The following is a 19,839-nucleotide window of genomic DNA, read 5'->3' on the forward strand; positions in this document are numbered from 1 at the left end:
CAAAACTGCTTTTTTTAAAAGAAAATTGTTCGGAAACTGAAGTTTCCGAACAACTTTTTTACATTTTAACCGTTTTTTTAAATTTTGTGGCTAGAGTTGCGGGGCTGTCTTTGTAAACCCCATGAAGATAGGCGATGTATGAATGGGCGATTTTTAACGTGGGGAATATGCGTGATTGTTTTAACGCTGAATTTTCAAATAACGGGAATGGCGTTAAAGCCGATTTAGTCGTAAAAATTGAAGTGCTTGCCAACTGCGGCTTTCCGTGAATAAGATTAAATTCCGCATACGCCCGATAATGAATTGAACCGCGCCCCCGGCGCGAGCCGGGGGAACTGCGGCGGTTTTTATGCCGCATTTATAACTACCTCCTTTTCTACCGCCGGCTGTTGGTTAAAACCGCATACGGCGCATTTTGTTTTGTCCTTACATTCCGGGCAAACAACCGATGATGAAAAAGCCGAAGATAATTCATTGACGATGATGTCAATGGCTTTTGGCATGGACACGTTAAGCGCCCAAGCGAGGCGGCGGACTGTCACGCACGCCATTTCTGAAAACTGCGGCGAATAAAACCGCTTCTTTTCGTTGTACATAGTACAACCTCCTATAATTGTAGTAGCCCCCGATAGCTAGGCACGGGGGGCATGAAGGGGGGCAAAAAACCCGAAACCGCCGCCTTTAACAAAAACCCAACGAAGGCAGGCGGGGTATTTTGTATTGGTGGTGTGGGCTGTAGCGCCCTTCGCCACCGCACAGGGCGCGCTCACACCACCAAGGAAAACAAAATACCCCGCCTGTTGGGTGTTATTAATTTTTAAAACTAAGAATAGAAAAAATTGCGTAAGCAATTTTTACCTTATTTTACTTTACAAGGGAAAAAACGCTTACACAGAAGAATTAGAATAATTGCCCTGCCCCCCGCAGGGGGTTGGCATGGCTTTTGCCTGGCTGTAGCCATTTTATTCCCACTGCAAAAGCCATGCCAAAAGGGTTATACGGAATGAATTATTTGTTATGTGAAATATGTAGGCAGATGCGATTTTTTTTAATGCTGACCTACACGTTATATATAAGGGTGGTCGGCAGTCAAGCGACACTATGAAAAAGTAGTGTCAGATACTACTACTTGTCCATCGTATTACGCCTACTCTACCAAAAGAGTTACAAAAAGAACTGCCTAATCCGACACAAATTCAACAACTATTGGCGGAAATATTATACAATTAGGCATCTATATTTTCATTAGTTAGATTAGATATTATGGCATGGAAAGAATGATGATTTTCAGACGAGGTATTTTAACGCATTATAAAAAAATATCACAACTGGAAATAATATGGCAGTTTGTGAAAAATACTTTGTGATCATTTATATGTTACGATTATTAGAGAAAACAAGGAACTTACATCTGGCGTATGTTTTGTTATACATTAAGGATTTTATATAATTCTGAATCTTGAATTTTAAGGTTATATTGCTTTTCAGCTTCTTTGATTTGATTGCAAAATTTATTTTTTTCACTTTCTGTAAGAAGGGATAATGTATCTTTGTCATTTATAATTTCTTTTATTAAAGAATCTGAAAATACTAAGGATGGTGATATAACAAAATAATATAAAAATGAAGTTTTATCATCACTTTTTTGTAATAAAGAAATAATTATATCTTTCTTATACTGATAACCATATAGCAATAAATATTTAGTAATATAAAAGAAATTTTTTTTGAAAATACTTTCGTTATTTGATATGATGTCAAAATATAAATCAGCCCAAATTGATTTTTTATTTGTGAGAACTAAACCTAATGGTATTTTTATTTGTTCTGAAACATTAGGGTCGATCAACATTTCATAAACTTTCTTGCGCTCAATATCGTCAATTTGAACATTTGGATTATAATTAATATAATTTATAGCTTGAGTTTTCAATTCTTGATTATTTGATGACAAGTTATTAATAGCTGTCTTCATATCATTAATCTCTTTATCCTTAATATATTTTTCTAGTCTCTCTTTTACAACTTTTTCAAAATTGATTTCTAGTGTTCTTAGTCTTTCTTCAGCATCTTTAGCAGGTTTATAACCGAACAAGTATGTAAGTAAAGGTAATAATAACGATAACCCTGCAAGTAAACCTATTAATATTTGCTGTATGTTTAACCAATGACTAAAAATATTACTATAATTACTAATATTAGTATTTTTAATTTCATCTAACAACTCAAAATATTTTTGATTTAGTTTATCAATTTGGGTTTGTATTTCATAAAATGATTGTTTTAAATTACCTTTTTCAGAATAGTCGGTTTTATCATTTTGATCATCGGCAAATACTGAGTATGAAAAAACAATAAAAAAAAGAAAAAAGATTGCTCTCATAGATTTTTTTATCATTTTATCCATATTTAGTCAACAAATAATACTCTATTTTATATTCATTTGTCTTTTTTTAGTTCTTCAATATCAATAAATGTACCCTCTATCATAATACCAGACAAAACTGGAAATATGGGACCAAAAACAGAGCGACTGTATTGTTTTATAGTATATTTTACACCATTTTTATCAATTACAACAACTTCATCTTCGCTAAGACATAACCCATATTCATTGATAACAACAGAAGAACTTTTTAAATTCTTTTCAGTTGATTTTTGCTTAACTATATCATTATCCTGAAAGTTTGCAAAATATGATTTTTGATGATCGTTTTTTATAAAGTATTCTTTTACTAATTCCTTGTATTCATCTTTCTGTGCTATTTTTAAAAACTCTTTTTTTGCATTTTCATCAGAATTGATTGTGTTAATTAAATTATTAAGCAATGAATCAAATTTTTGAGGGTTTTTTGAATAAAAATGTAAAACCAAGTCGATTTTTTCTTTTGTAATAATTGATTTGTTTGATATAATACTATGTAAACTTTGATTATCAATATCGTCTCTTGACAAAATAAGGTCAAAGAAATTGTCAGTATTAATATGCCATATATTGGAATATGACATATTAATAACCATTTGCAATGCAGAATCATTACATTTCTCAAGGATGAAATCTATATAATTATTTAACCCTCCACCACTTGCTAATAATGACACTAAATAAGTGCTCATTTCATTATTAACAATCAACTGATCTTTTATATAGATTACAGTTTCTGGTGAATTATCTGCTATAAGGTGTGTAAGAATACTATTATGCTTTAATGGATCATATTTTTGTTCTCTTAGTATTTTCATTAAAAAAGAAATTGTTTTCATATTATTAATTTTTATTAATATACTTGTTAATGTACTAATGTTTTGGTTAGAATAAATATGCAAATCACGATTAAGTTCGTTATATAGAACTTCCTGTAAAAGGTCGTAGTCATTGTTATTAATTACTGGATTAAAAGTTAATTTGTTTATTGCATCATATCTTTTTATAAGATTTTCCGAAAATAATTTTGATGTATTCATGTTATACTGTTCTCTATAAAATTGTTCAAAAAACAATCCTGGAGTTTTTTGAATTTCTTTAATGAGATTTTCTGCATCTTTGATTTTTGAGAAATAAATAACGCCAAAAACGATAGCAAAAATGACTAACGCAGCAGAAAAAAGAGCTATTGAGAACTGGATATTAGACAGAAGTCTGTTATATATATTTTCAATATTCGTTGAGATAGAATTGTTTATTTCTTCCTGTATTTTGATTGATAATTCATTTTCAAATATAAAAATATTTATGGGAATTATATCATTCTTTTTGAATATAGGGACAACAAAAAATATTGCTGTAAAGGCAATTATTATAGATGATGTAATAGTAGTAATAAAAAATAAAAACTTATAAAAAGTAGTTTTTACTTTTATTTTTTCATATAATGATTTCATGTCATATACTCTTTTACACTAAACAAAATATCCCTGCACATACTGATTGTTTTACGACGTTTATTGTTGGTTTCTTCGTTGGGGATAAAACCGTTTTTCTGGTAAAAATTAAGGACGCTTTCATTGTGTTCTATATCGGCATCAACGGTGATGAAACGGTAGGCGAAATGTTGTTCATTGCAAGATTCGGCGATCTCGATAGCCATTTCTATCATAAGCGAACCGATACCTCGATATTTTTCTTGAAATTGGGCGGAAACTGCCAGTTTTGCTATTTTCATTGCGGGGACGGTTTTGAAGGAGTAGTCAAGATTATGGAGTTCTTTTTCTGTAGCTGATAATTTTATGGCATCGGATATGAGGGACATATATGCGGCGACAGCACCAGTGGAGCGTTCAAGCAGAAGCCATGTGAGCGCCATTTGGTCATTTTGTGATCTTAACGCCTCGTGTAACAGATAGTCATTATATTCTTCAATCGGGCAGAAAAAACTATCAAGACGGATTTTCTTTGTAAGCTGTTCAAGTGAAAAAAGCCGCTTATCGGTGATAATTGATTTTTTGTCGTTTTGGTTCATTTTGCGGTCAATTCGCTAAAAAGTTTCTTGCGTGCTTTTGCCCATCTAATGTCTTCGGCAGCCGGCTTACGGCGTACTTGGGCTATAACTTCACTGACAATTTTCTTGTCCTTTATTACAGTCGGCTCTACTGGTTTAATTTTGGCAGCCATTTTATTACCTCTTTCTTATAATGTATCATGTATTTTAAGTAATTGCAATTGTTATTGCCACTTTGTAGAACATGAGGAGAAAACATTATTAACTGCATTTCCTTTCTTTTTTGCTTTTAGTAGTGGGTTTTTGGTGTTTTTAAGGACGGCATTGAAACGGAAATGCGAAAGGTTTTACTTTGATTGAGGGAATTTTGCATCTCCCATGACGGACCATTTGACACTGGAGCGATGGGGAAGGCTTTTCCAAAAATTAATAATATTGTCATGTTTTATGTGTTTTACCTAAAAAAAAGATATGATACAATAGATATTATGAATAGCGTTTACGCTGATTATTTATATACAATTGGTGAAAAATTTACCTCTTTGTTAGGGGAAATCAGAGCAGATTACAATTTTGATTTAGGCGATGAATTTGAAATAGCTATATGTAAGGCTCTGCGTGTTATACTTCCAACTAAATACGGAATATGCCGTGGAACAGTTTTTACCATTGATAACAAATCTATAGGTGATGATATTATTATTTTTGATCAGTGGAAATTTCCAGTATTACGTTTACTTGATGATAATAATTATGCACAAAAACAACGTATACCAATTGAAGCTGTACTTGCTTATATTGAAGCAAAAAATACTATTGTTTTAGAAAATGGGCATGGTAACAGTCTTAAAAAAGCACTTGAACAAGCAACTGCAATAAAAAAAATTGGAAGAAAAGAAATGCGATTAAACCCATTTTATTTTGAAACTGCTGATGAAACATTAGATATTATCAAAGCAACAAGGGGCGAAAACTATCCAAAAATTGATAATCCTTTATACACTTGTATATTCACAAGAGGAGTAAGGTTAAAATATAATACTGAACTTCTTGATGCAAAAGAAATAGATGATAACTTGACTGGCAAAGATCTGTCTTCTAGCGGACGCTGTGTAGATTTATTAGTGCTTCATAAAGATATTGTTTTATTCCCCATAGTTAATAGTTACTTTAGTTCTCCATTTTGGTTAAACGGAAAAAGTACAAATTATAGAATTTACAACAGAGAGAATTTAGCTTGGGGAATAGGTGTTTCATTACTCCTTTTTGCATTTGATTTTATTCGACTAGGAAGTATGGATTGGAGAAGGATAATAGGGCAAACACTAAATATGGCTCCTTATGATTAACAAAAGAATAAATCTGGATAATTTCTTGGGGGGTGTTACAGGGACTTGCTCCCGTTGAGGAGGGTATAGTGCAACGAAGTGCGCCTTAGAGGATGGTTTCCCTTCTTAATTATTATAAGAAAAATAATAGAATCTGTAAAGGAATGAAATATGGACTTTATGAATGAAATAGAGAATGAATATATTTTAAGAACTGGGAACGATTTTTCTTTTTTAGAAAAACACGAAATTTACAAAACAGAAATTACATCGTTAATGCTGTTATATGATAACTGCAAATATGATATAGAACAAACAATAAATTATTTCTTGAATGATTATTTGAAAAAACAAGATATATATAATTCTATTTACCCATACTTAAACGATTTTTTGGTATTTTATGAAAGTAAAATATTTGGCAATGCAGAATTTATAGAATTTATCAATAAGTCAGCTCATGTGTATCTGAGTAAATATAGGGGAAATCCTGAAATCGAAAAATATAAATTAGATGAATTATATAAGTGTCCAAAAACTGGAACAAAATTTGTTGATCTTGCATGTGGGTTTAATTTCATACACTTCTTTGATGATTTAGATAAGGAGACTACTTATTACCTAGTTGATAAATCTATTTTTACCTGTGAATGTATAAAAATAAAAATTAAAGAAAAGGAATTAAGCAATGTTTTTGTAATAAATAAAGACATAAGCGATGTTATTATTGAAGATATTGGGGAAACAATTTCAGTAATTCGTGTAAATAATATCTGGTGTTATATGCCAAATTTCCATGAGTATATACCGAAGTTCAAGACGTTTCTAATGGAAGAAGGAGTTTTTGTTTTTCAAGAATATAGTACTACTAAAGTATTTAGCCTAACAAATAATCCTTATACATGGTTGGACGGTTGTTTTGGAGATGATTGGGAAAAGGAAATCAAGATACAAAATAATGAAAATATAAGGGCTTTTGATACAATTACTTACAGAAAAATAAAGACTTAATAAGGGAAAAATGCGACAGGCTGAGTTTCCTCTTACGCCGCTTTTTTGTATGAAAATTTCACTTTTTTAGCAGTTGATTCAAATTTGTATTCTATGATTGTCTCTCCGTCAAAATCAGGATTTTCATCAAATACAAGCCTGAAATGATTTATGGTAATGTCATTGTCTATACAAAAATCTAAATTATATTCAGACGTATAAAATCCAGATAACCCATCAAATTCAGGTGATTCTTCACAACCATCATATATTAAATTCTCGGGGTGTTTTTTATAGTATTTATCTATCTTATCATATGTAGATGTATTTGCCAATAATATATTGGGATATACTCCTTTTTCTTCACGAAAATCCGCCACTTTCATTGCTATTATATCTGCCCATTGTGATATTCTGGTAATTTTTCCGTAATCGACAGGCTCATTTGAAAGTTTATCAAGATGCCCTAATATTTTTTCTTTAAAATATTGTAATTTTTCTTCGTCTGTTTCTCCGTGGCTATTAGCAATTCCTTTTTGTATTGATTCAATAATATCATCCCATGTTAAGTTATTATCTTTCATTTTATTTTCCAAAATTCATTATTCTTCATGATTAATCTTTTATTATTCCTAATTCCTTTAATTGTTTTTCATCTTTCCTTAATCAATCCTAGGAACCCAAGGTAATGTTTCTACTTCGTTATAAATAACATTTTCCATAACAACAGGAGTATTTCCGACTTTATTTTGGTGAATTCTGAATGAAATACCTTCAATAGCATCTTTTGTTCTTTCGGGTGGGAACCCGACAAAATCTGCTTTTATCATTACCATGTAAGGATATTCCTCGTCATCTACAAACCTTATCTGAAATGTGTCTTTGCCTTCAAAAAGACCACGGGTAATTATTACGCCACGTGAGCCTGCGGCGGCTTCAATAAGTTCTGAAGCATTAGGTGATACTAACAAATCCCAGTTACCACAATGCTGACAGAGATAATATAAACCAAGCTGGTAGTAATCGGTCTCAAAATAATTTGTATGTTTCAATTTTTGGTCATCGCCCCAACTAGACAAAACCATGTCTGTGGGTATTTGCATTCCATTTGCTTCTATCATTTTAGTTCTCCTTTATATTTCTTTCTCCATAATACCCCATTCCTAAAATAAATCGCTTTCTATTATGTCTATCTCTTGTTTATCCAGCCCGTAGAGATTATAAACGATTTCATCTATCTGGTTTTCCAAAAATGCTCTATCCTCGCCTGACTTCATGGGCTTTTCGTGCAGAATTTTTTCTACAAGGGCGATAACTTTCTTTTCAGTGGCTTTGTCAGCTTCGATAATCGGGAGGTTGTTAATTTCATAGCCGTTTACGTTGCTGTTTGTGTTAAATTTCTTAAAAATAAAATTGAGCAATTTTGAATTCATTAAACCAAGTAAATATCTTAGGTTAATGTTTTTTTGTATAGATAGGAAATTCAATGAATTGGCGCAGTACACGTTCTTTACAATCATTGCCTTTATTCGTATTTTTTCATTTACGCCCGTAATGCCTTGCATGACGATACGTTCATTATTGATTACGTCCATATTTATTGTTTTTAATTTAAATAACACTGGTTCATTAATATAGACTATTTCGCCTTGACTCATTTTTTTACGCAATATGTAACGATCAATAATTGCCCCTTTGAGTAAGGTTGCCTTTGTCTTATCATCAGAAAAAGCCGATTTACACGCCGTCATGTGTACTTCGCCTTCTCCACAACTGCCATATTCAATAAATCGTTTACCTTTTTTATAAGTCTTTAATAAAATATTGGTTTCAATAGGAGAAGTAAGGGGGAAACTTAAAAATTCCGGCTGTAGGAATGAGATGTCTTCACTCGTTAAAAAGTTTTTATTTTCATCATGGCTGATGCTTCTATCATCATTCAAACGCAGGTAAAATTGTTCTTTAGGAGTCGGGGTTTGCTTTTGACATTGCAGAATGCAAGTTGACATTTTGACCGCTTCAAAAACACGTCTGTTTAGGTTATCCCTTTCGGGAAACGCCTCTATAAAATGTATTTGAGTATTATCAAAAATAAACTTCCGTAGTTTTTTTATGCTAATGTCTCCGGTAAACGCCAACGGGAAAATTTGTGAAAAAATACCGTTTTGTTTTAGCAGGGAAACACTTTTTACGATAAATAGCCGGAAAATATTTAACATACCGCCCTGGGCGGGAGCGTAAAACTCATTTTCTTTATAATACGACAGCTCCTCATCAGGGATTACAATGCTTTCCGATTTATTCTGTTTTTTGTTCAATATGCCGTAAGGGGGATTACCTATAACCGCGTCAAACCCGATAAAATTACCATCGTTATTCAACACTTCGGGGAATTCAAAACGCCATTCAAAAGCGTCCTCATAAATTCTATTATTTTCGATTTCGTCCATAAGATTTTCGACGTTGGTTAATTCGATTTCAAGTTTTTCTAATAGTTTTGCTTTACGTTCTTTATCGCCTGAAATAATAAATAGGTCTTTCTGATTCTTAATGGCGTTTATTTCACCGCGCAAATTTATTTTGCGTTTATAATTTTTGTCAAGATTTTTAATATTGGCACGGAAACTATTTTTTATTTTTTCAATTTTATTGTCTAAATCTTCCTGCGCTTCTTTGTTTGAGGAGTTTTTATAATTCAATACCGTGGTTTTATAATCTTGTACTGAAAAATCAAGCGATTTCAAAACTTCAGATAAATCAATATCCAGATCAAAACGTGTAATTAGACTGTTGCCTGATTTTATATTCAATTCAAGATTTGGCAAGGTTTCAAGCTCGGTAAATTTACTCTCTTTTGTATAGTATGCGCTCTTTAACAATTCTATCCATAATCGAAGACGGCAAATTTTAATCGAGTTTCTATTAATGTCAACTCCGAATAGGGAATTCTCAATCAATTGACGTTTTTCCCTAAAAAGTGTTTCTTGAAGCCTTTGTTTGTCTGGGTTTTTATAATTATATTCAAAAGGTTTTCCGGTCTCTTTGTCCAGTATATCAAGCTCGTCATTGGTAACGGAAATTTTATAATCTTTGATTTTAAAACCTTCATTGTCAACAAGAATACCCAAAAAACTCTTTATTGCGATTATTTCATTCAAAGCGGAAACAAGAAAATGACCGGAACCTACAGCGGGGTCTAAAATAGTTATATTGTTGATTATGTCGTTTGCTTCCTGAATACCTAATTTCTCTATTTTGTTAAAAATATCCTTCATTGTCTTGGCTTTCCAGCCTTTAGCGGCATTGAATTTTGTTATTACCAATTTTTTAATTGTTTCAGAGCTTATAAAAGATGTGATAAAACCGGGGGTGAAATATGAGCCGTCTTTATAGCCGTTGATCTTTTCAAAAATAAGCCCTAATACAGAAGCGTTAATAATGGTCTTTTTGTACTCTTGTATTATATCACTATCGACATTTGAAAAATCATAAGCGTCCAAAAAAGAAAAGATATATTCAAGAAGGGAAATTTTGCCTTTTTTCCTGTTCCCTTGTTCATCTTTAAGAACTGTAGAAGAAAACAAGTCCATCTCTTTATTTTGCAAACTGGAGATGGGACATTTTCTTTCATTGTCAATTTTTATAAACAGCGAACTGTTAAGGTAAGGTACATTTTTGAATTTCTCCTTGATGCTTATATCCCGTGAATTTGTTTTTTCGGCGAGAACCTTAAAAAACAAAGTATTCAATTCATTAAAATTCGGAATAGTATTTATATTCAAAAACGCATAATTTCTATTACCGTCTTGATATTTTAATAATTGGGCTTCAAGCAGTTTTAAAAACAGAATGCGGTTTATCCAAGTGATAACTAATTCAAAAGAAATGGCAAACAATACTTCTTCATCGGCTATATCTTCGGATAATTGGAAGATTGTGCTTTCAAGCAATGAAGCGTTTTGCCTGTCTTTTATATTGCGGACAATAACCCTTTTATTTTCTTCTTTTTCTTCGGTTAACCCAAGAATATAAAGCAGTTCAAAATAAAAATTCTGATTTAATGAATTGCTGTCATTTGAAAATGATTTTTTCAAAAGGTGTTGCGGTGAAAATATTTTATACAAATTTATTAACTTGTTTTCATCTTCGGCATCCGGCTGATAAATAATTTTTTCTATATCGGATAAATTAATATACGCAAACGGAATAACATTCTTTACTTTCTCAATGCAAGGGGCGGCAATGTAAGTGTAGAAGTATGTTGTATCTGTGCCGAATAATGACTTGTTTTTATATTCTTTGTATTTGTTTACCAGTTCAGTATTCTTTAAGAAATAACGATAAAAATCTTTAGAGTCAAAAATGAACCATTCTATCCCATTAGTAATAATTAAATTTTTTATATCATTGTTTTTATTGGTAATTGTTTCATTAAAAAAATAAAACAATAATTGTTGCATGGACTTAACATTGATATTTGAACGGCTTGCCATTTCTGGGCTTTTACCTGGCTTTTTAGTTTCAATAATTACACCAACCGAAGTACTGGATTTCTCGCCGTTGTGAATAACCAAGTCAAGTTTATAGCGTGTGTTGATATAATAATCAGGAGAGTAAAAAGTTTTCTGTAAAAAAGCGGATATTGTGTTTTTATGATGTTCTTCGGACTCATCAGGCTTTTCTTTTATGTCAGAAAGCAAGTTATGTATGCCTTCTTTGAATTTATCAATGTCGGAGCGGGAAACTGGAACTTTTATATAGGCGCTGTTAAGGGCGTCTTTTATCGAAATTTCCGGCAATGATTATACTCCTGAAAATCATATTACCACGCAAGAAAAAAACAAGCAACTCGAAACCTGTCTTCTATACAAATATTCAGTTTTTACCCGAAAACTTCGTTTATAAGCGTTTTCAGCTCTGATACATCGGGTAATTTTCAAGTTCAGGCAAGGCAGATGAAACGCCCTCATAATACCACTTAATACGGTCTTTAGTGGCATTAAAACGTTCCCAAAGTTGATCGCCAACAATGGTTTTATCACTTGCCATTGAACGTATATTGGAGAGTTTGTCGGCACAGCATACCAATTTTGTTTCCAGAGAGGCGTTTTTAAGATGATCGATTGTTGCCTGTTTCGTTCTTCCCATGTTTTTGACTTGTCTTCGGATTCTGTTTGGACAATTTCCAAAACGTCCTGACCGAATTTTTCGCTGATTTCATCTGGCTTTGTAAAAGTGTCTTCTAATGTGTCATGAAGTATTCAAGCAACAATAACTATTTCAGAGCAGTTATTGGCGGACAATATTTGCATTACTTCCATTGGATGCGTTATATATGGGATATTAGTCCCTTTTCTGTTTGAGTTTTTTGCCGAGTTATGTTTAAGGGTAGCAAAAATGATAGCTTCATGAATTAGGTTCATGCGGACATTATATCATATCTATATGGATTGTGTAAGGGAGTTACAAATATTTACTCTTCTTTTTGCTTGTACGCTTTTTCTCTTCTATCACAAACATCTCCAGAAATTTTTACTGAATTGTTCCCTATAATTATCTGATCACCTAATAATCCTGAAAAATAATCACACCATTCATCCTGTCTTTTATAAAATGTTCTTACAAGCGGATGCTCACGTTCATTTTGAAACAACCTATCTGCGGGTCTCATTAAAAGCCAATAGTAAAATTCTTCCACTTTTAATTGGTCGATATTGGGTATATCTTCTACAAGAATATTACCATCTTTAATAAATAAACCTGTTGGATAATAATGATCTATTAATAAATACGTGTCAACATTTTTAGTAAAAAGATGCTCATGGGATTTACCACCATAATGTAATACAAGTTTAATTATTTCAATAAGTTTATTTTCGTCTTCTTTATCGTCTGACATACAATATTCATCGTATGCGAAATCTAAAACAGTATGACTATCTTCAATGCTGATTAAATTGGGATTTGCTCCATGCTCAAATAAACATTTCATGGAAGAATATGATCTTTCGTAAATAGCCATGTGCAAACAAGTACTACCGTACCAGTCTTGATAATTTACGTCTGCGCCTTTATTTATGAGCATGGTTAATAAATTTGTTATATCACGTTCATAACTACAAGAGAAAACTATTTCTTCCATTAGGCTTTTACCATCTGAATCTTCAATTATATTTACATTCGGTAATTTGGAAACATAGTCTTCCAGCTTGGAAAGGTGAGGTTTGTCAAAAAAATCATTTATAAGGTCATTAAATTCTTTGGCGAACATATTTTATTCCTTAATATTTTTATGATAACAATTCATTAAAGAAGTCTTTTGCCTTTTCTATATTTTTATTCAAATAATAATTGTCAGGTTCACCTTTTTGAGCTCTATTTTTTAATTGATAATTTGGCATATTTGGATTGGTATTATCAAATAATACTAGCCCAATCCCGAATAAAAAGCACAAGGAATCTAATCGGGATATTTCTTCTGCATTAGATTGCTGTGGTATAACTAAATATACCTTATGGCTAAATATTTTATATGAACAAGCCTGACCAAAAGCTGTAATTAATTCATTTTGTGAAAATTTTATTTCAACAGATGTAATTTCAATATCTTTTTTCACAATATCTGTAGGTAATGATTTTGATACTCCTATTACGTCAGGGGTTCCCCATTTATTACCAAAAATATTCCTTCCTAATTCCTTTGCTATTGTACATTCTTCACGATCATCAACAAGCCATGCGGCAAAACTGTCATAAAAGTCTTCTTCTTTAATTGATGGTATTTGATTGTTAGGCTGAAAATTATTATTTGGTACTGAAGATATATTTTGAGAATTAGTATCTTGATATTTTATCAGCTTATAAAGCCCCTTATCAGGTTTATAAACAGAAGATATATTTTTATTATAAAATTTCCGTAAACTGCCAACGATGGTTCAGCTTTTCATATTTGGGTATTCTATCTTAATCATAGAATATAAATCAGCCCACCTTAATCCATTTTCATTTTCATCAAGTTTTTTAAGAACCAATTTAGTTATATCATCTAAAGCAGACATATTTTCTCCTTTTGTTATTCTTTTGCTAAAGCCTTCTTCTGTTTCTCCACATACGCTGTTTGCGCGGTAGACATATTAGCTAAACGCTGTTTTAACAATGCCTTTTCGATAGGGTCTAGCCCTGGGGCTTTGAGTATGTTTTTTAGCCTAGTCTGATGTTTGCCACATGCAACGTGAAATGAATCTTTTGGATAGTCTTTTATACGGTATTCTTTATCGTGGAGAAAGAAATTATCAACTAATTTATAATCTAATTCATTAAGAGCCTTCACCGCAAGAAAAGCATCATCAAAGAATTTTACGGCTTTAGATAAACTGCTTATGCTGTCTTTATCTGTTTTTTCTAAAAATTCAAGCTCTTGCGATAAGAAGGTATATTCGGCAAGAATAAGGGTTTGAGGGTCAGCGGAGGTTTGGGCTTGTTTAAATAATGACATGGCATCAGCGATACCTGTTTCATAAGAAATTCGCCCTTCCTCGGCTTTTCCTTTGGTGGCAAACCCCTTACGCCCTGCGTCGATATTTGACGCTGCTTCATATAATACTATTGACGAGTAAAATCTGGTCCAAATTCCGCCTCTGCTTCTGATAAGTTCCACCCGCTCTCTATCAATGGCTTCAAACCAACTTTTTCTTTGTACATTTTTGCCAGATATGGCGGCATGGGGATTGATCTTGTAAGGCGGCTATACCCTTCTCTGTCTCCGGCTTGTAATAATAAGCAAGCCTTGTTTGAAATGGCTAGTTTTTCGTCAAGGGTCATGGTTTGCGCTTGTGGCATATATTTCTCCTTATTATCATTTTACTTGCTTTTGGAAGTTTCAGGCAAGGGGAAAATTGCACGTTTTACCTTTTTATTACTTTGATAATACGGTCTTACTTTTGAATACAAGATGACAAGGGTTTGCTTGCTGATACCCTATGTTAATCAAATAAACATTCAAGGAGTGATTATGAAAGAATCTATCGGTGATGAAAGCGTTTATCTTAGGATTAGCGAATTGAAAAATGGGAGTATTCAATTTACTGATTCAACTAACGCCGAAAGGCTGTTAAAGGAGCATAAGCGGAATATCCGGTATTTTACCGCTTGGAAAAAATGGCTTGTCTGGAACGGAACGAATTGGAAAACTGACGAGGGCGGCGCTTTGATTCATGAAAAAGGGCTTGAGACCGTGCGGAACATTTATGATGAATTATCAAGGACTAACGATTATCGGGAACGGATCGATATTGAGAATTTTGCGAGGATCAGCGAAAGCATAAGAAGGCGGGAGGCTATGATTAAAACGGCGCAATATATCCAGGAGTTGAATATTACCGCTGACGATCTTGACGGTAATCCGTGGCTGTTGAATGTGCGTAACGGCACTATTGACGTGGTAACAGGGGAATTCAGGGAACACAGGCAGGAGGATATGATCACAAAACTTGCCAATGTTGAATATGATCCTAACGCCGATTGCCCACTTTGGAAGCAGTTTATCCGTGAGATTATGGATTATAAGCCGGATTTAATTAAATTTTTGCAGACCGCTATGGGGTGGGCTTTGACGGGTGATAATACGGAACAAACTATGTTTATTTTGTATGGGAGCGGCGCTAACGGAAAAACCACTTTTTTGAATACGATTCAATATTTGTTGGGCGATTACGCCACTTCCACGCCTACCGAAAGTTTTATGAAAAAGAACACGGATCAATACACTAACGATATAGCCCGGTTGAGGGGCACACGTTTTGTTTCCACTACGGAAGCGGAACAGGGGCGGCGGCTGTCCGAACCGCTTATAAAAAAGATTACAGGCAATGACCAGATTACCGCACGTTTTCTGTACGGCGAATATTTTAATTTTACCCCTAGTTTTAAAATTTTTATGGCGACTAACCACAAGCCTTTGATTAAAGGAACGGATCACGGCATTTGGCGGAGGATTAAATTAATTCCTTTTACCACTACTATCGCACAGGAAAAACAGGATAAGAACTTGGAAGCTAAATTGAAACAGGAGACAAGCGGTATTCTTAATTGGCTTTTGGAAGGTACGGCAAATTGGAAGCGTGAGGGGTTAATAGCCCCTGCTGATATTCTTGACGCTACTGACGAGTATCGGGGTGAAATGGACGTTATAGGAAATTTTATTAAGGAGCGGTGCGTAAAGGACGGCGGTATTACGATTCGGATTAGGGATTTGTACAGGGCTTATGCCGATTGGTGCGAGGAAAATAAGGAACACGCCGTAAGCGAAAGGTTTTTTACTATGAGGCTTAAAGAAATGGGTTTTGTGCAGGGTAGGACGGCTGAAATGCGGTTTTGGACGGGGATTGGATTAGCGAAATAAATGCTAAAAAGCCTACGGCTTTTTAGCTAAGGAGTTTTGCCAACGAGAAATATTAAGTTTTTAATTATTTTTTCTAATATGATAAGAGACATTGCTTTTTTTATAATGTTTTGTATTTGGCAAAACTCCAGAATTTTAAAATACGAAATGAACAAAAAGCCATAGGATTTTGTCGTTGATAAGGGCAATCCTGTGGTTTTTTATTTTTAAATAGGGACGCTAATAATTATTTTTTTACAAAGTTTTTAAGTACCTCGCTATGACCGCGGCTCATTTTATTCATCTTGTTAAGCTGTACGGCGCCGGAACGTGTAGCATTTTTCATCTACACCCTGCGGGTGCGGTTATCGGTTCCCCCGTGCGCCCCTTTAATTGGGTAAACAAACAGGTGAATAATCGACGTTTTTTGACAGAAAAAAAATTTGCTATTAACAAAATATGGCATTTTTTGGGGGCGCACGCTCCCCCCTGTAAAAAAAATCCCTTGCCGCATAAAAGAAAAAAAATGCTAAATAAAGATAAAATTGCCCTGTTATTAGGGATATTGACGGAATTCAATGTCATAAATGACTGTGATTTTGTCAGAAAATTTGTCTCTTTTTTTTCATCATAATTACGCTTTATTATTCTTTATATATATTATTTATATATATATTTTTTTTATGACTTAATGACTAATAATAAAATAATATATTTATATTATAAGAGGTTATAGGGAGATGTTGAAACTGAGTTAATGTGGCGGTCATCGGGTCATTCAGTCATTGGGTAGCGGTTATTATCAGCCATTGCCCCTGCGGAAAAACCGCCTTGTTTAATGATTTAAATTTCAATTATTTTTTATGGCGGTTTTTTCGCATAGGGGTCTTAGCGACAAAATTTTCAAGTTGGGATTTCAAGAGGGAGTACAACTCTCGCTTTTTTTTTATCAAACGAGAGCGGTTTGTTTCGACCATTTTTACAAGTGGGGATTTTATTGTGCGCCACGCCATGCCGATTTTTTCATCTACGCCCCTTGACGGGGCGCGGTTATCGGTTCACCCCTGCCCCCTTAATTTTCGGTAGTGAAAACACGAATTATAATTTGATTGATTTTTGTATTACTCCCTGTTGCTACTGGTTGCTCTGTATTGCTATCTGTTAGCGATAAAAAACAAAAAACAAAGCGAGAAAATCTTTTACTACATTGTTAAAATTTCCAATTACAAAATTATGGCTTTTTTAGGGGACGCGCACGCCCCCCGCAATAAAAATGGCCTCCATGCCAGTTTTATTGCATGAAGTTTTTACGATGTAAAAACTTCACCAAGCATTGGTAACAGCAGCATCCATGCTGCCAAGAGAAAAAATTCGTGTATCATGGTGTATGGTTATGTAGGATTAACAAAGGATTATGCTACACTTTTTTTGTTGCTCCCTGTTGCTCCTTTTTACTCCCAATTATCACCTATTACTATATTTTTTTTTATTTGTGTATCTTAAATAAAAAAAAAGGAAACTTATAAATATATATAATATATATATAGAAGTGGCAAATTCGTCTTTTATGCTACATTTGCTACACTTTCAATGATTCATTTTCTGGCGATTTTTTAGCACGGCGCACTGGCTCACCTAAAGGTTCGCCGCATTTTTACAAGTGGGGATTTTATTGTGCGCCACACCATGAAGAATTATTTATCAACACGGCTTAACGCCGTGCATTATCGGGCGGGGGTTTCATCGATTAAAATTAACAGGTTGTAATTCCAAGAGGGAGTAAAACACTCGCTTTTTTATTTATCAAACGAGAGCGGTTTATTTAGAAAATTGCCCCCTGCGAAAAAGCCGCCTTTTATAAAGATTTAATTTTCGATAATTTTCTATGGCGGTTTTTTCGCAGGGGGTCATCGGCGATTTATTTTTTTTAGTTACGGAATTTGGGAAGGCTGTTTTATTTACGTTAGCCGTGTGCGTATTCCGCTCCGCCTGTTGTTATGCGACACGCCGGGTGGGGCAAACTACGCCTTTCTGCGGCGGAGTTGAGGCGGTTGCGGGCATGGACGCCGCTGTATCTGAAAAAAAAGGCAAACATGGATGTTTGCCTTTTTTTCTTCCTTACAGCACACGACCAACGGGAGTGGGCTGCTCCCCCCCTTTGAGCCGGTTAATAGTTAGTTTTGCGCCTGTAGCCTGACCATATAATTTAGCGTTTTATGCTTAATCGTTTTTTAATTTAAATGAGGTCGGGCAAATTTGATTTTTACGGGTCTTTTGTTATATGGGCAGGCGTAAGGCGCAAAAGTTTCCTTATTAAAATTAGGGGGGGTAGCACGGCGGCAGGGGGGGGTACGATAATTTTAACCGCCTCGACGTAGCCGCCGTATTTCGCCGTGCTTGTAGGTCGCGCTGGCGGGTGGGGCGTACTGCGACTTGCCCACACGGGTTTTATAATGCGTGTTTTGCGGCATTTTGTGATGGGCGGGTTGCCGGGGTTTTTTGTGCCTTTTGTTTATTTTCTTTTTGCCTATAATTTTAGACAAAAAAGTATGGCGTTTTATTTTGTTGTTGTGTTAAAACACGTCCGGCGGTACGCCGTTGTTTAATGCCCTTTTGGAATTATCTTAGAAAAAAAAAGCGTGAGGATTAGCTTTTTTTTTCATGCCCATGCCCAACACGATGTTGGGCATGGGTGCGAAGTTTGCCTGTTGTTATTATGCCGTGTTTTCATTTTTATTAAATTTTACAGTTTGCCCTTGCCATACTTTTTTGTTCCTGTTTATCCAGATTTTTAGGATAGCATATCGAATGTCCGCACAAAAAAGGGCGGTCTCTGCCGGAAAAATTGCGGAGTGGAGCGCAGCGGAACGGAGCAATTTTAACCTTTAGGCTTTAAGGGGGTGGCGACTCTGGAGCGGGGATAATGTTGCGTGTCTGAACTAATGTTATTGGGAGCGAATAAGTACTGAGGGCGAATATTTACTTTTCACAAATTTATGGGTTCGGGCGGTTGCCGTATTGCCCTTAGCCCGGTGTGCGCGTAGAGAGGGAAATATTTATTATGTTTGTTGTTCTGTAATTGGGAGCGCGACAAATAGGGAATGTGTTTTTTTGTTTGTTTTAATCTTATGGATAGTTCAACACTACGAAGCCAATACTGAATTATTACCCCCTGCCCCGCGCGCCGGGTGGGTGGGTCTACTCTCGCTTTGCTCTCGGACTGCGCTGCGATGGGCAGGGCGCGCGGGGCGGGGGGTATTGGCGAATAATATTAACAAATCGGGTGTTCTTCCTTTCGTTTTCAATTAGGGCGCAGCCCTACCGCCGTAGGCGGTCCTCTTTTTGGAGAAAACTTGCAAAGCGTTATGCGACATTCAAAAGAGCAAAAAACGGCATTGGAAGGGGTTTTATTGGGTGTAAAGGTTAAATATGATACGGTAATGGGGATTAAAGCTGTTTTGTGGGTTTTTTATGGGCGTTATAAAGGGTGTTTTGAACGGGGTTTGCGGTAATAATTATTCAGGTTTGTTAAATGCGGTAATGTAAAGTGCGCTTATGTTACACCAGAAAAGACATCATATTTGTTGAATAACGGTGGGTAATTATAAGCAATTAAAAATAATTATGAGGAAAGTAGTTGACGTAATTCGTTATCTGATATAGACTTATGAGTAATAAAGCGTACTTGTGAGTAAGCATTAGA

20 protein-coding genes are annotated in these 19,839 nt (G+C 34.5%); 4 read left to right on the forward strand and 16 right to left on the reverse strand.

What is annotated here, in order from left to right; translation table 11 throughout:
* Positions 1–58 precede the first annotated feature (58 nt).
* The 6 genes from ACYVRA_RS11865 to ACYVRA_RS11890 all read right to left on the reverse strand — a co-directional run bounded on the left by ACYVRA_RS11865 (position 59) and on the right by ACYVRA_RS11890 (position 4,612).
* Entirely contained in the window at positions 59–358 is a 300-nt protein-coding gene (locus tag ACYVRA_RS11865; protein ID WP_461252920.1) for a hypothetical protein, read from the reverse strand.
* A complete protein-coding gene (locus ACYVRA_RS11870; protein WP_461252921.1) occupies positions 348–596 on the reverse strand; it encodes a hypothetical protein in 249 nt (82 codons plus the stop codon). The genes ACYVRA_RS11865 and ACYVRA_RS11870 overlap by 11 nt, the downstream gene beginning before the upstream one ends.
* 830 nt (positions 597–1,426) lie before the next feature.
* Positions 1,427–2,407 (reverse strand): hypothetical protein, encoded by a 981-nt coding sequence (locus ACYVRA_RS11875; RefSeq protein ID WP_461252922.1) that lies wholly within the window; start codon positions 2,405–2,407, stop codon positions 1,427–1,429.
* A 32-nt stretch (positions 2,408–2,439) separates the two neighbouring features.
* On the reverse strand, positions 2,440–3,882 hold the full coding sequence (locus tag ACYVRA_RS11880) for a hypothetical protein (RefSeq protein ID WP_461252923.1): 1,443 nt from the start codon (positions 3,880–3,882) through the stop codon (positions 2,440–2,442).
* Entirely contained in the window at positions 3,879–4,460 is a 582-nt protein-coding gene (locus tag ACYVRA_RS11885) for a GNAT family N-acetyltransferase (RefSeq protein ID WP_461252924.1), read from the reverse strand. The genes ACYVRA_RS11880 and ACYVRA_RS11885 overlap by 4 nt, the downstream gene beginning before the upstream one ends.
* Positions 4,457–4,612: a hypothetical protein gene (locus ACYVRA_RS11890; protein WP_461252925.1), complete on the reverse strand. Its 156-nt coding sequence runs from the start codon at positions 4,610–4,612 to the stop codon at positions 4,457–4,459. The genes ACYVRA_RS11885 and ACYVRA_RS11890 overlap by 4 nt, the downstream gene beginning before the upstream one ends.
* Positions 4,613–4,843: 231 nt before the next feature.
* On the opposite strand from ACYVRA_RS11890, the gene ACYVRA_RS11895 reads away from it, so the two are divergent.
* Both ACYVRA_RS11895 and ACYVRA_RS11900 read left to right on the forward strand, forming a co-directional pair.
* Complete coding sequence (locus ACYVRA_RS11895; protein ID WP_461252926.1) at positions 4,844–5,788, forward strand: DUF6602 domain-containing protein; 945 nt, start codon at positions 4,844–4,846, stop codon at positions 5,786–5,788.
* 159 nt (positions 5,789–5,947) lie between these two features.
* Positions 5,948–6,778 carry a hypothetical protein gene (locus ACYVRA_RS11900; RefSeq protein WP_461252927.1) on the forward strand — a complete coding sequence of 277 codons (831 nt, stop codon included), beginning with the start codon at positions 5,948–5,950 and terminating at the stop codon, positions 6,776–6,778.
* A gap of 32 nt (positions 6,779–6,810) precedes the next feature.
* Here ACYVRA_RS11900 and ACYVRA_RS11905 read toward each other — a convergent pair whose 3' ends face one another.
* The 10 genes from ACYVRA_RS11905 to ACYVRA_RS11950 form a co-directional block, all read right to left on the reverse strand.
* Complete coding sequence (locus ACYVRA_RS11905; protein WP_461252928.1) at positions 6,811–7,341, reverse strand: hypothetical protein; 531 nt, start codon at positions 7,339–7,341, stop codon at positions 6,811–6,813.
* 78 nt (positions 7,342–7,419) lie between these two features.
* Positions 7,420–7,878, reverse strand: coding sequence for a hypothetical protein (locus tag ACYVRA_RS11910; protein WP_461252929.1), 459 nt, complete (start codon positions 7,876–7,878; stop codon positions 7,420–7,422).
* 42 nt (positions 7,879–7,920) lie between these two features.
* Positions 7,921–11,556 (reverse strand): DUF7149 domain-containing protein, encoded by a 3,636-nt coding sequence (locus tag ACYVRA_RS11915; RefSeq protein ID WP_461252930.1) that lies wholly within the window; start codon positions 11,554–11,556, stop codon positions 7,921–7,923.
* 112 nt (positions 11,557–11,668) lie between these two features.
* A complete protein-coding gene (locus ACYVRA_RS11920) occupies positions 11,669–11,905 on the reverse strand; it encodes a hypothetical protein (RefSeq protein ID WP_461252931.1) in 237 nt (78 codons plus the stop codon).
* A gap of 113 nt (positions 11,906–12,018) precedes the next feature.
* Positions 12,019–12,180, reverse strand: a complete 162-nt coding sequence (locus ACYVRA_RS11925) for a hypothetical protein (protein WP_461252932.1) — start codon at positions 12,178–12,180, stop codon at positions 12,019–12,021.
* A gap of 50 nt (positions 12,181–12,230) precedes the next feature.
* Positions 12,231–13,028 (reverse strand): ankyrin repeat domain-containing protein, encoded by a 798-nt coding sequence (locus ACYVRA_RS11930; RefSeq protein ID WP_461252933.1) that lies wholly within the window; start codon positions 13,026–13,028, stop codon positions 12,231–12,233.
* A 19-nt stretch (positions 13,029–13,047) separates the two neighbouring features.
* A complete protein-coding gene (locus ACYVRA_RS11935) occupies positions 13,048–13,374 on the reverse strand; it encodes a hypothetical protein (RefSeq protein ID WP_461252934.1) in 327 nt (108 codons plus the stop codon).
* 318 nt (positions 13,375–13,692) lie between these two features.
* A complete protein-coding gene (locus ACYVRA_RS11940; protein WP_461252935.1) occupies positions 13,693–13,815 on the reverse strand; it encodes a hypothetical protein in 123 nt (40 codons plus the stop codon).
* A 14-nt stretch (positions 13,816–13,829) separates the two neighbouring features.
* The gene (locus ACYVRA_RS11945) at positions 13,830–14,252 is read right to left on the reverse strand and encodes a hypothetical protein (RefSeq protein ID WP_461252936.1); all 423 of its coding nucleotides are present in this window, start codon (positions 14,250–14,252) and stop codon (positions 13,830–13,832) included.
* Between the two features lie 107 nt (positions 14,253–14,359).
* Positions 14,360–14,596: a hypothetical protein gene (locus tag ACYVRA_RS11950; RefSeq protein ID WP_461252937.1), complete on the reverse strand. Its 237-nt coding sequence runs from the start codon at positions 14,594–14,596 to the stop codon at positions 14,360–14,362.
* A gap of 172 nt (positions 14,597–14,768) precedes the next feature.
* Between ACYVRA_RS11950 and ACYVRA_RS11955 the strand changes: the two genes are divergently transcribed.
* Entirely contained in the window at positions 14,769–16,157 is a 1,389-nt protein-coding gene (locus tag ACYVRA_RS11955; protein WP_461252938.1) for a DNA primase family protein, read from the forward strand.
* A 1,864-nt stretch (positions 16,158–18,021) separates the two neighbouring features.
* On the forward strand, positions 18,022–18,333 hold the full coding sequence (locus tag ACYVRA_RS11960; RefSeq protein WP_461252939.1) for a hypothetical protein: 312 nt from the start codon (positions 18,022–18,024) through the stop codon (positions 18,331–18,333).
* Positions 18,334–19,839 lie beyond the last annotated feature (1,506 nt).

The sequence above is a fragment of the Treponema sp. R8-4-B8 genome (assembly GCF_054786175.1).

What these genes read in the sequence shown, in the direction of transcription:
- ACYVRA_RS11865 (WP_461252920.1), bottom strand. Translation starts at nt 358, where the DNA reads ATGCGGCATAAAAACCGCCGCAGTTCCCCCGGCTCGCGCCGGGGGCGC.
- ACYVRA_RS11870 (WP_461252921.1), bottom strand. Translation starts at nt 596, where the DNA reads ATGTACAACGAAAAGAAGCGGTTTTATTCGCCGCAGTTTTCAGAAATG.
- ACYVRA_RS11875 (WP_461252922.1), bottom strand. Translation starts at nt 2,407, where the DNA reads ATGGATAAAATGATAAAAAAATCTATGAGAGCAATCTTTTTTCTTTTT.
- ACYVRA_RS11880 (WP_461252923.1), bottom strand. Translation starts at nt 3,882, where the DNA reads ATGAAATCATTATATGAAAAAATAAAAGTAAAAACTACTTTTTATAAG.
- ACYVRA_RS11885 (WP_461252924.1), bottom strand. Translation starts at nt 4,460, where the DNA reads ATGAACCAAAACGACAAAAAATCAATTATCACCGATAAGCGGCTTTTT.
- ACYVRA_RS11890 (WP_461252925.1), bottom strand. Translation starts at nt 4,612, where the DNA reads ATGGCTGCCAAAATTAAACCAGTAGAGCCGACTGTAATAAAGGACAAG.
- ACYVRA_RS11895 (WP_461252926.1), top strand. Translation starts at nt 4,844, where the DNA reads ATGGGGAAGGCTTTTCCAAAAATTAATAATATTGTCATGTTTTATGTG.
- ACYVRA_RS11900 (WP_461252927.1), top strand. Translation starts at nt 5,948, where the DNA reads ATGAATGAAATAGAGAATGAATATATTTTAAGAACTGGGAACGATTTT.
- ACYVRA_RS11905 (WP_461252928.1), bottom strand. Translation starts at nt 7,341, where the DNA reads ATGAAAGATAATAACTTAACATGGGATGATATTATTGAATCAATACAA.
- ACYVRA_RS11910 (WP_461252929.1), bottom strand. Translation starts at nt 7,878, where the DNA reads ATGATAGAAGCAAATGGAATGCAAATACCCACAGACATGGTTTTGTCT.
- ACYVRA_RS11920 (WP_461252931.1), bottom strand. Translation starts at nt 11,905, where the DNA reads ATGGGAAGAACGAAACAGGCAACAATCGATCATCTTAAAAACGCCTCT.
- ACYVRA_RS11925 (WP_461252932.1), bottom strand. Translation starts at nt 12,180, where the DNA reads ATGAACCTAATTCATGAAGCTATCATTTTTGCTACCCTTAAACATAAC.
- ACYVRA_RS11930 (WP_461252933.1), bottom strand. Translation starts at nt 13,028, where the DNA reads ATGTTCGCCAAAGAATTTAATGACCTTATAAATGATTTTTTTGACAAA.
- ACYVRA_RS11940 (WP_461252935.1), bottom strand. Translation starts at nt 13,815, where the DNA reads ATGTCTGCTTTAGATGATATAACTAAATTGGTTCTTAAAAAACTTGAT.
- ACYVRA_RS11945 (WP_461252936.1), bottom strand. Translation starts at nt 14,252, where the DNA reads ATGTCATTATTTAAACAAGCCCAAACCTCCGCTGACCCTCAAACCCTT.
- ACYVRA_RS11950 (WP_461252937.1), bottom strand. Translation starts at nt 14,596, where the DNA reads ATGCCACAAGCGCAAACCATGACCCTTGACGAAAAACTAGCCATTTCA.
- ACYVRA_RS11955 (WP_461252938.1), top strand. Translation starts at nt 14,769, where the DNA reads ATGAAAGAATCTATCGGTGATGAAAGCGTTTATCTTAGGATTAGCGAA.
- ACYVRA_RS11960 (WP_461252939.1), top strand. Translation starts at nt 18,022, where the DNA reads ATGGCGGTTTTTTCGCAGGGGGTCATCGGCGATTTATTTTTTTTAGTT.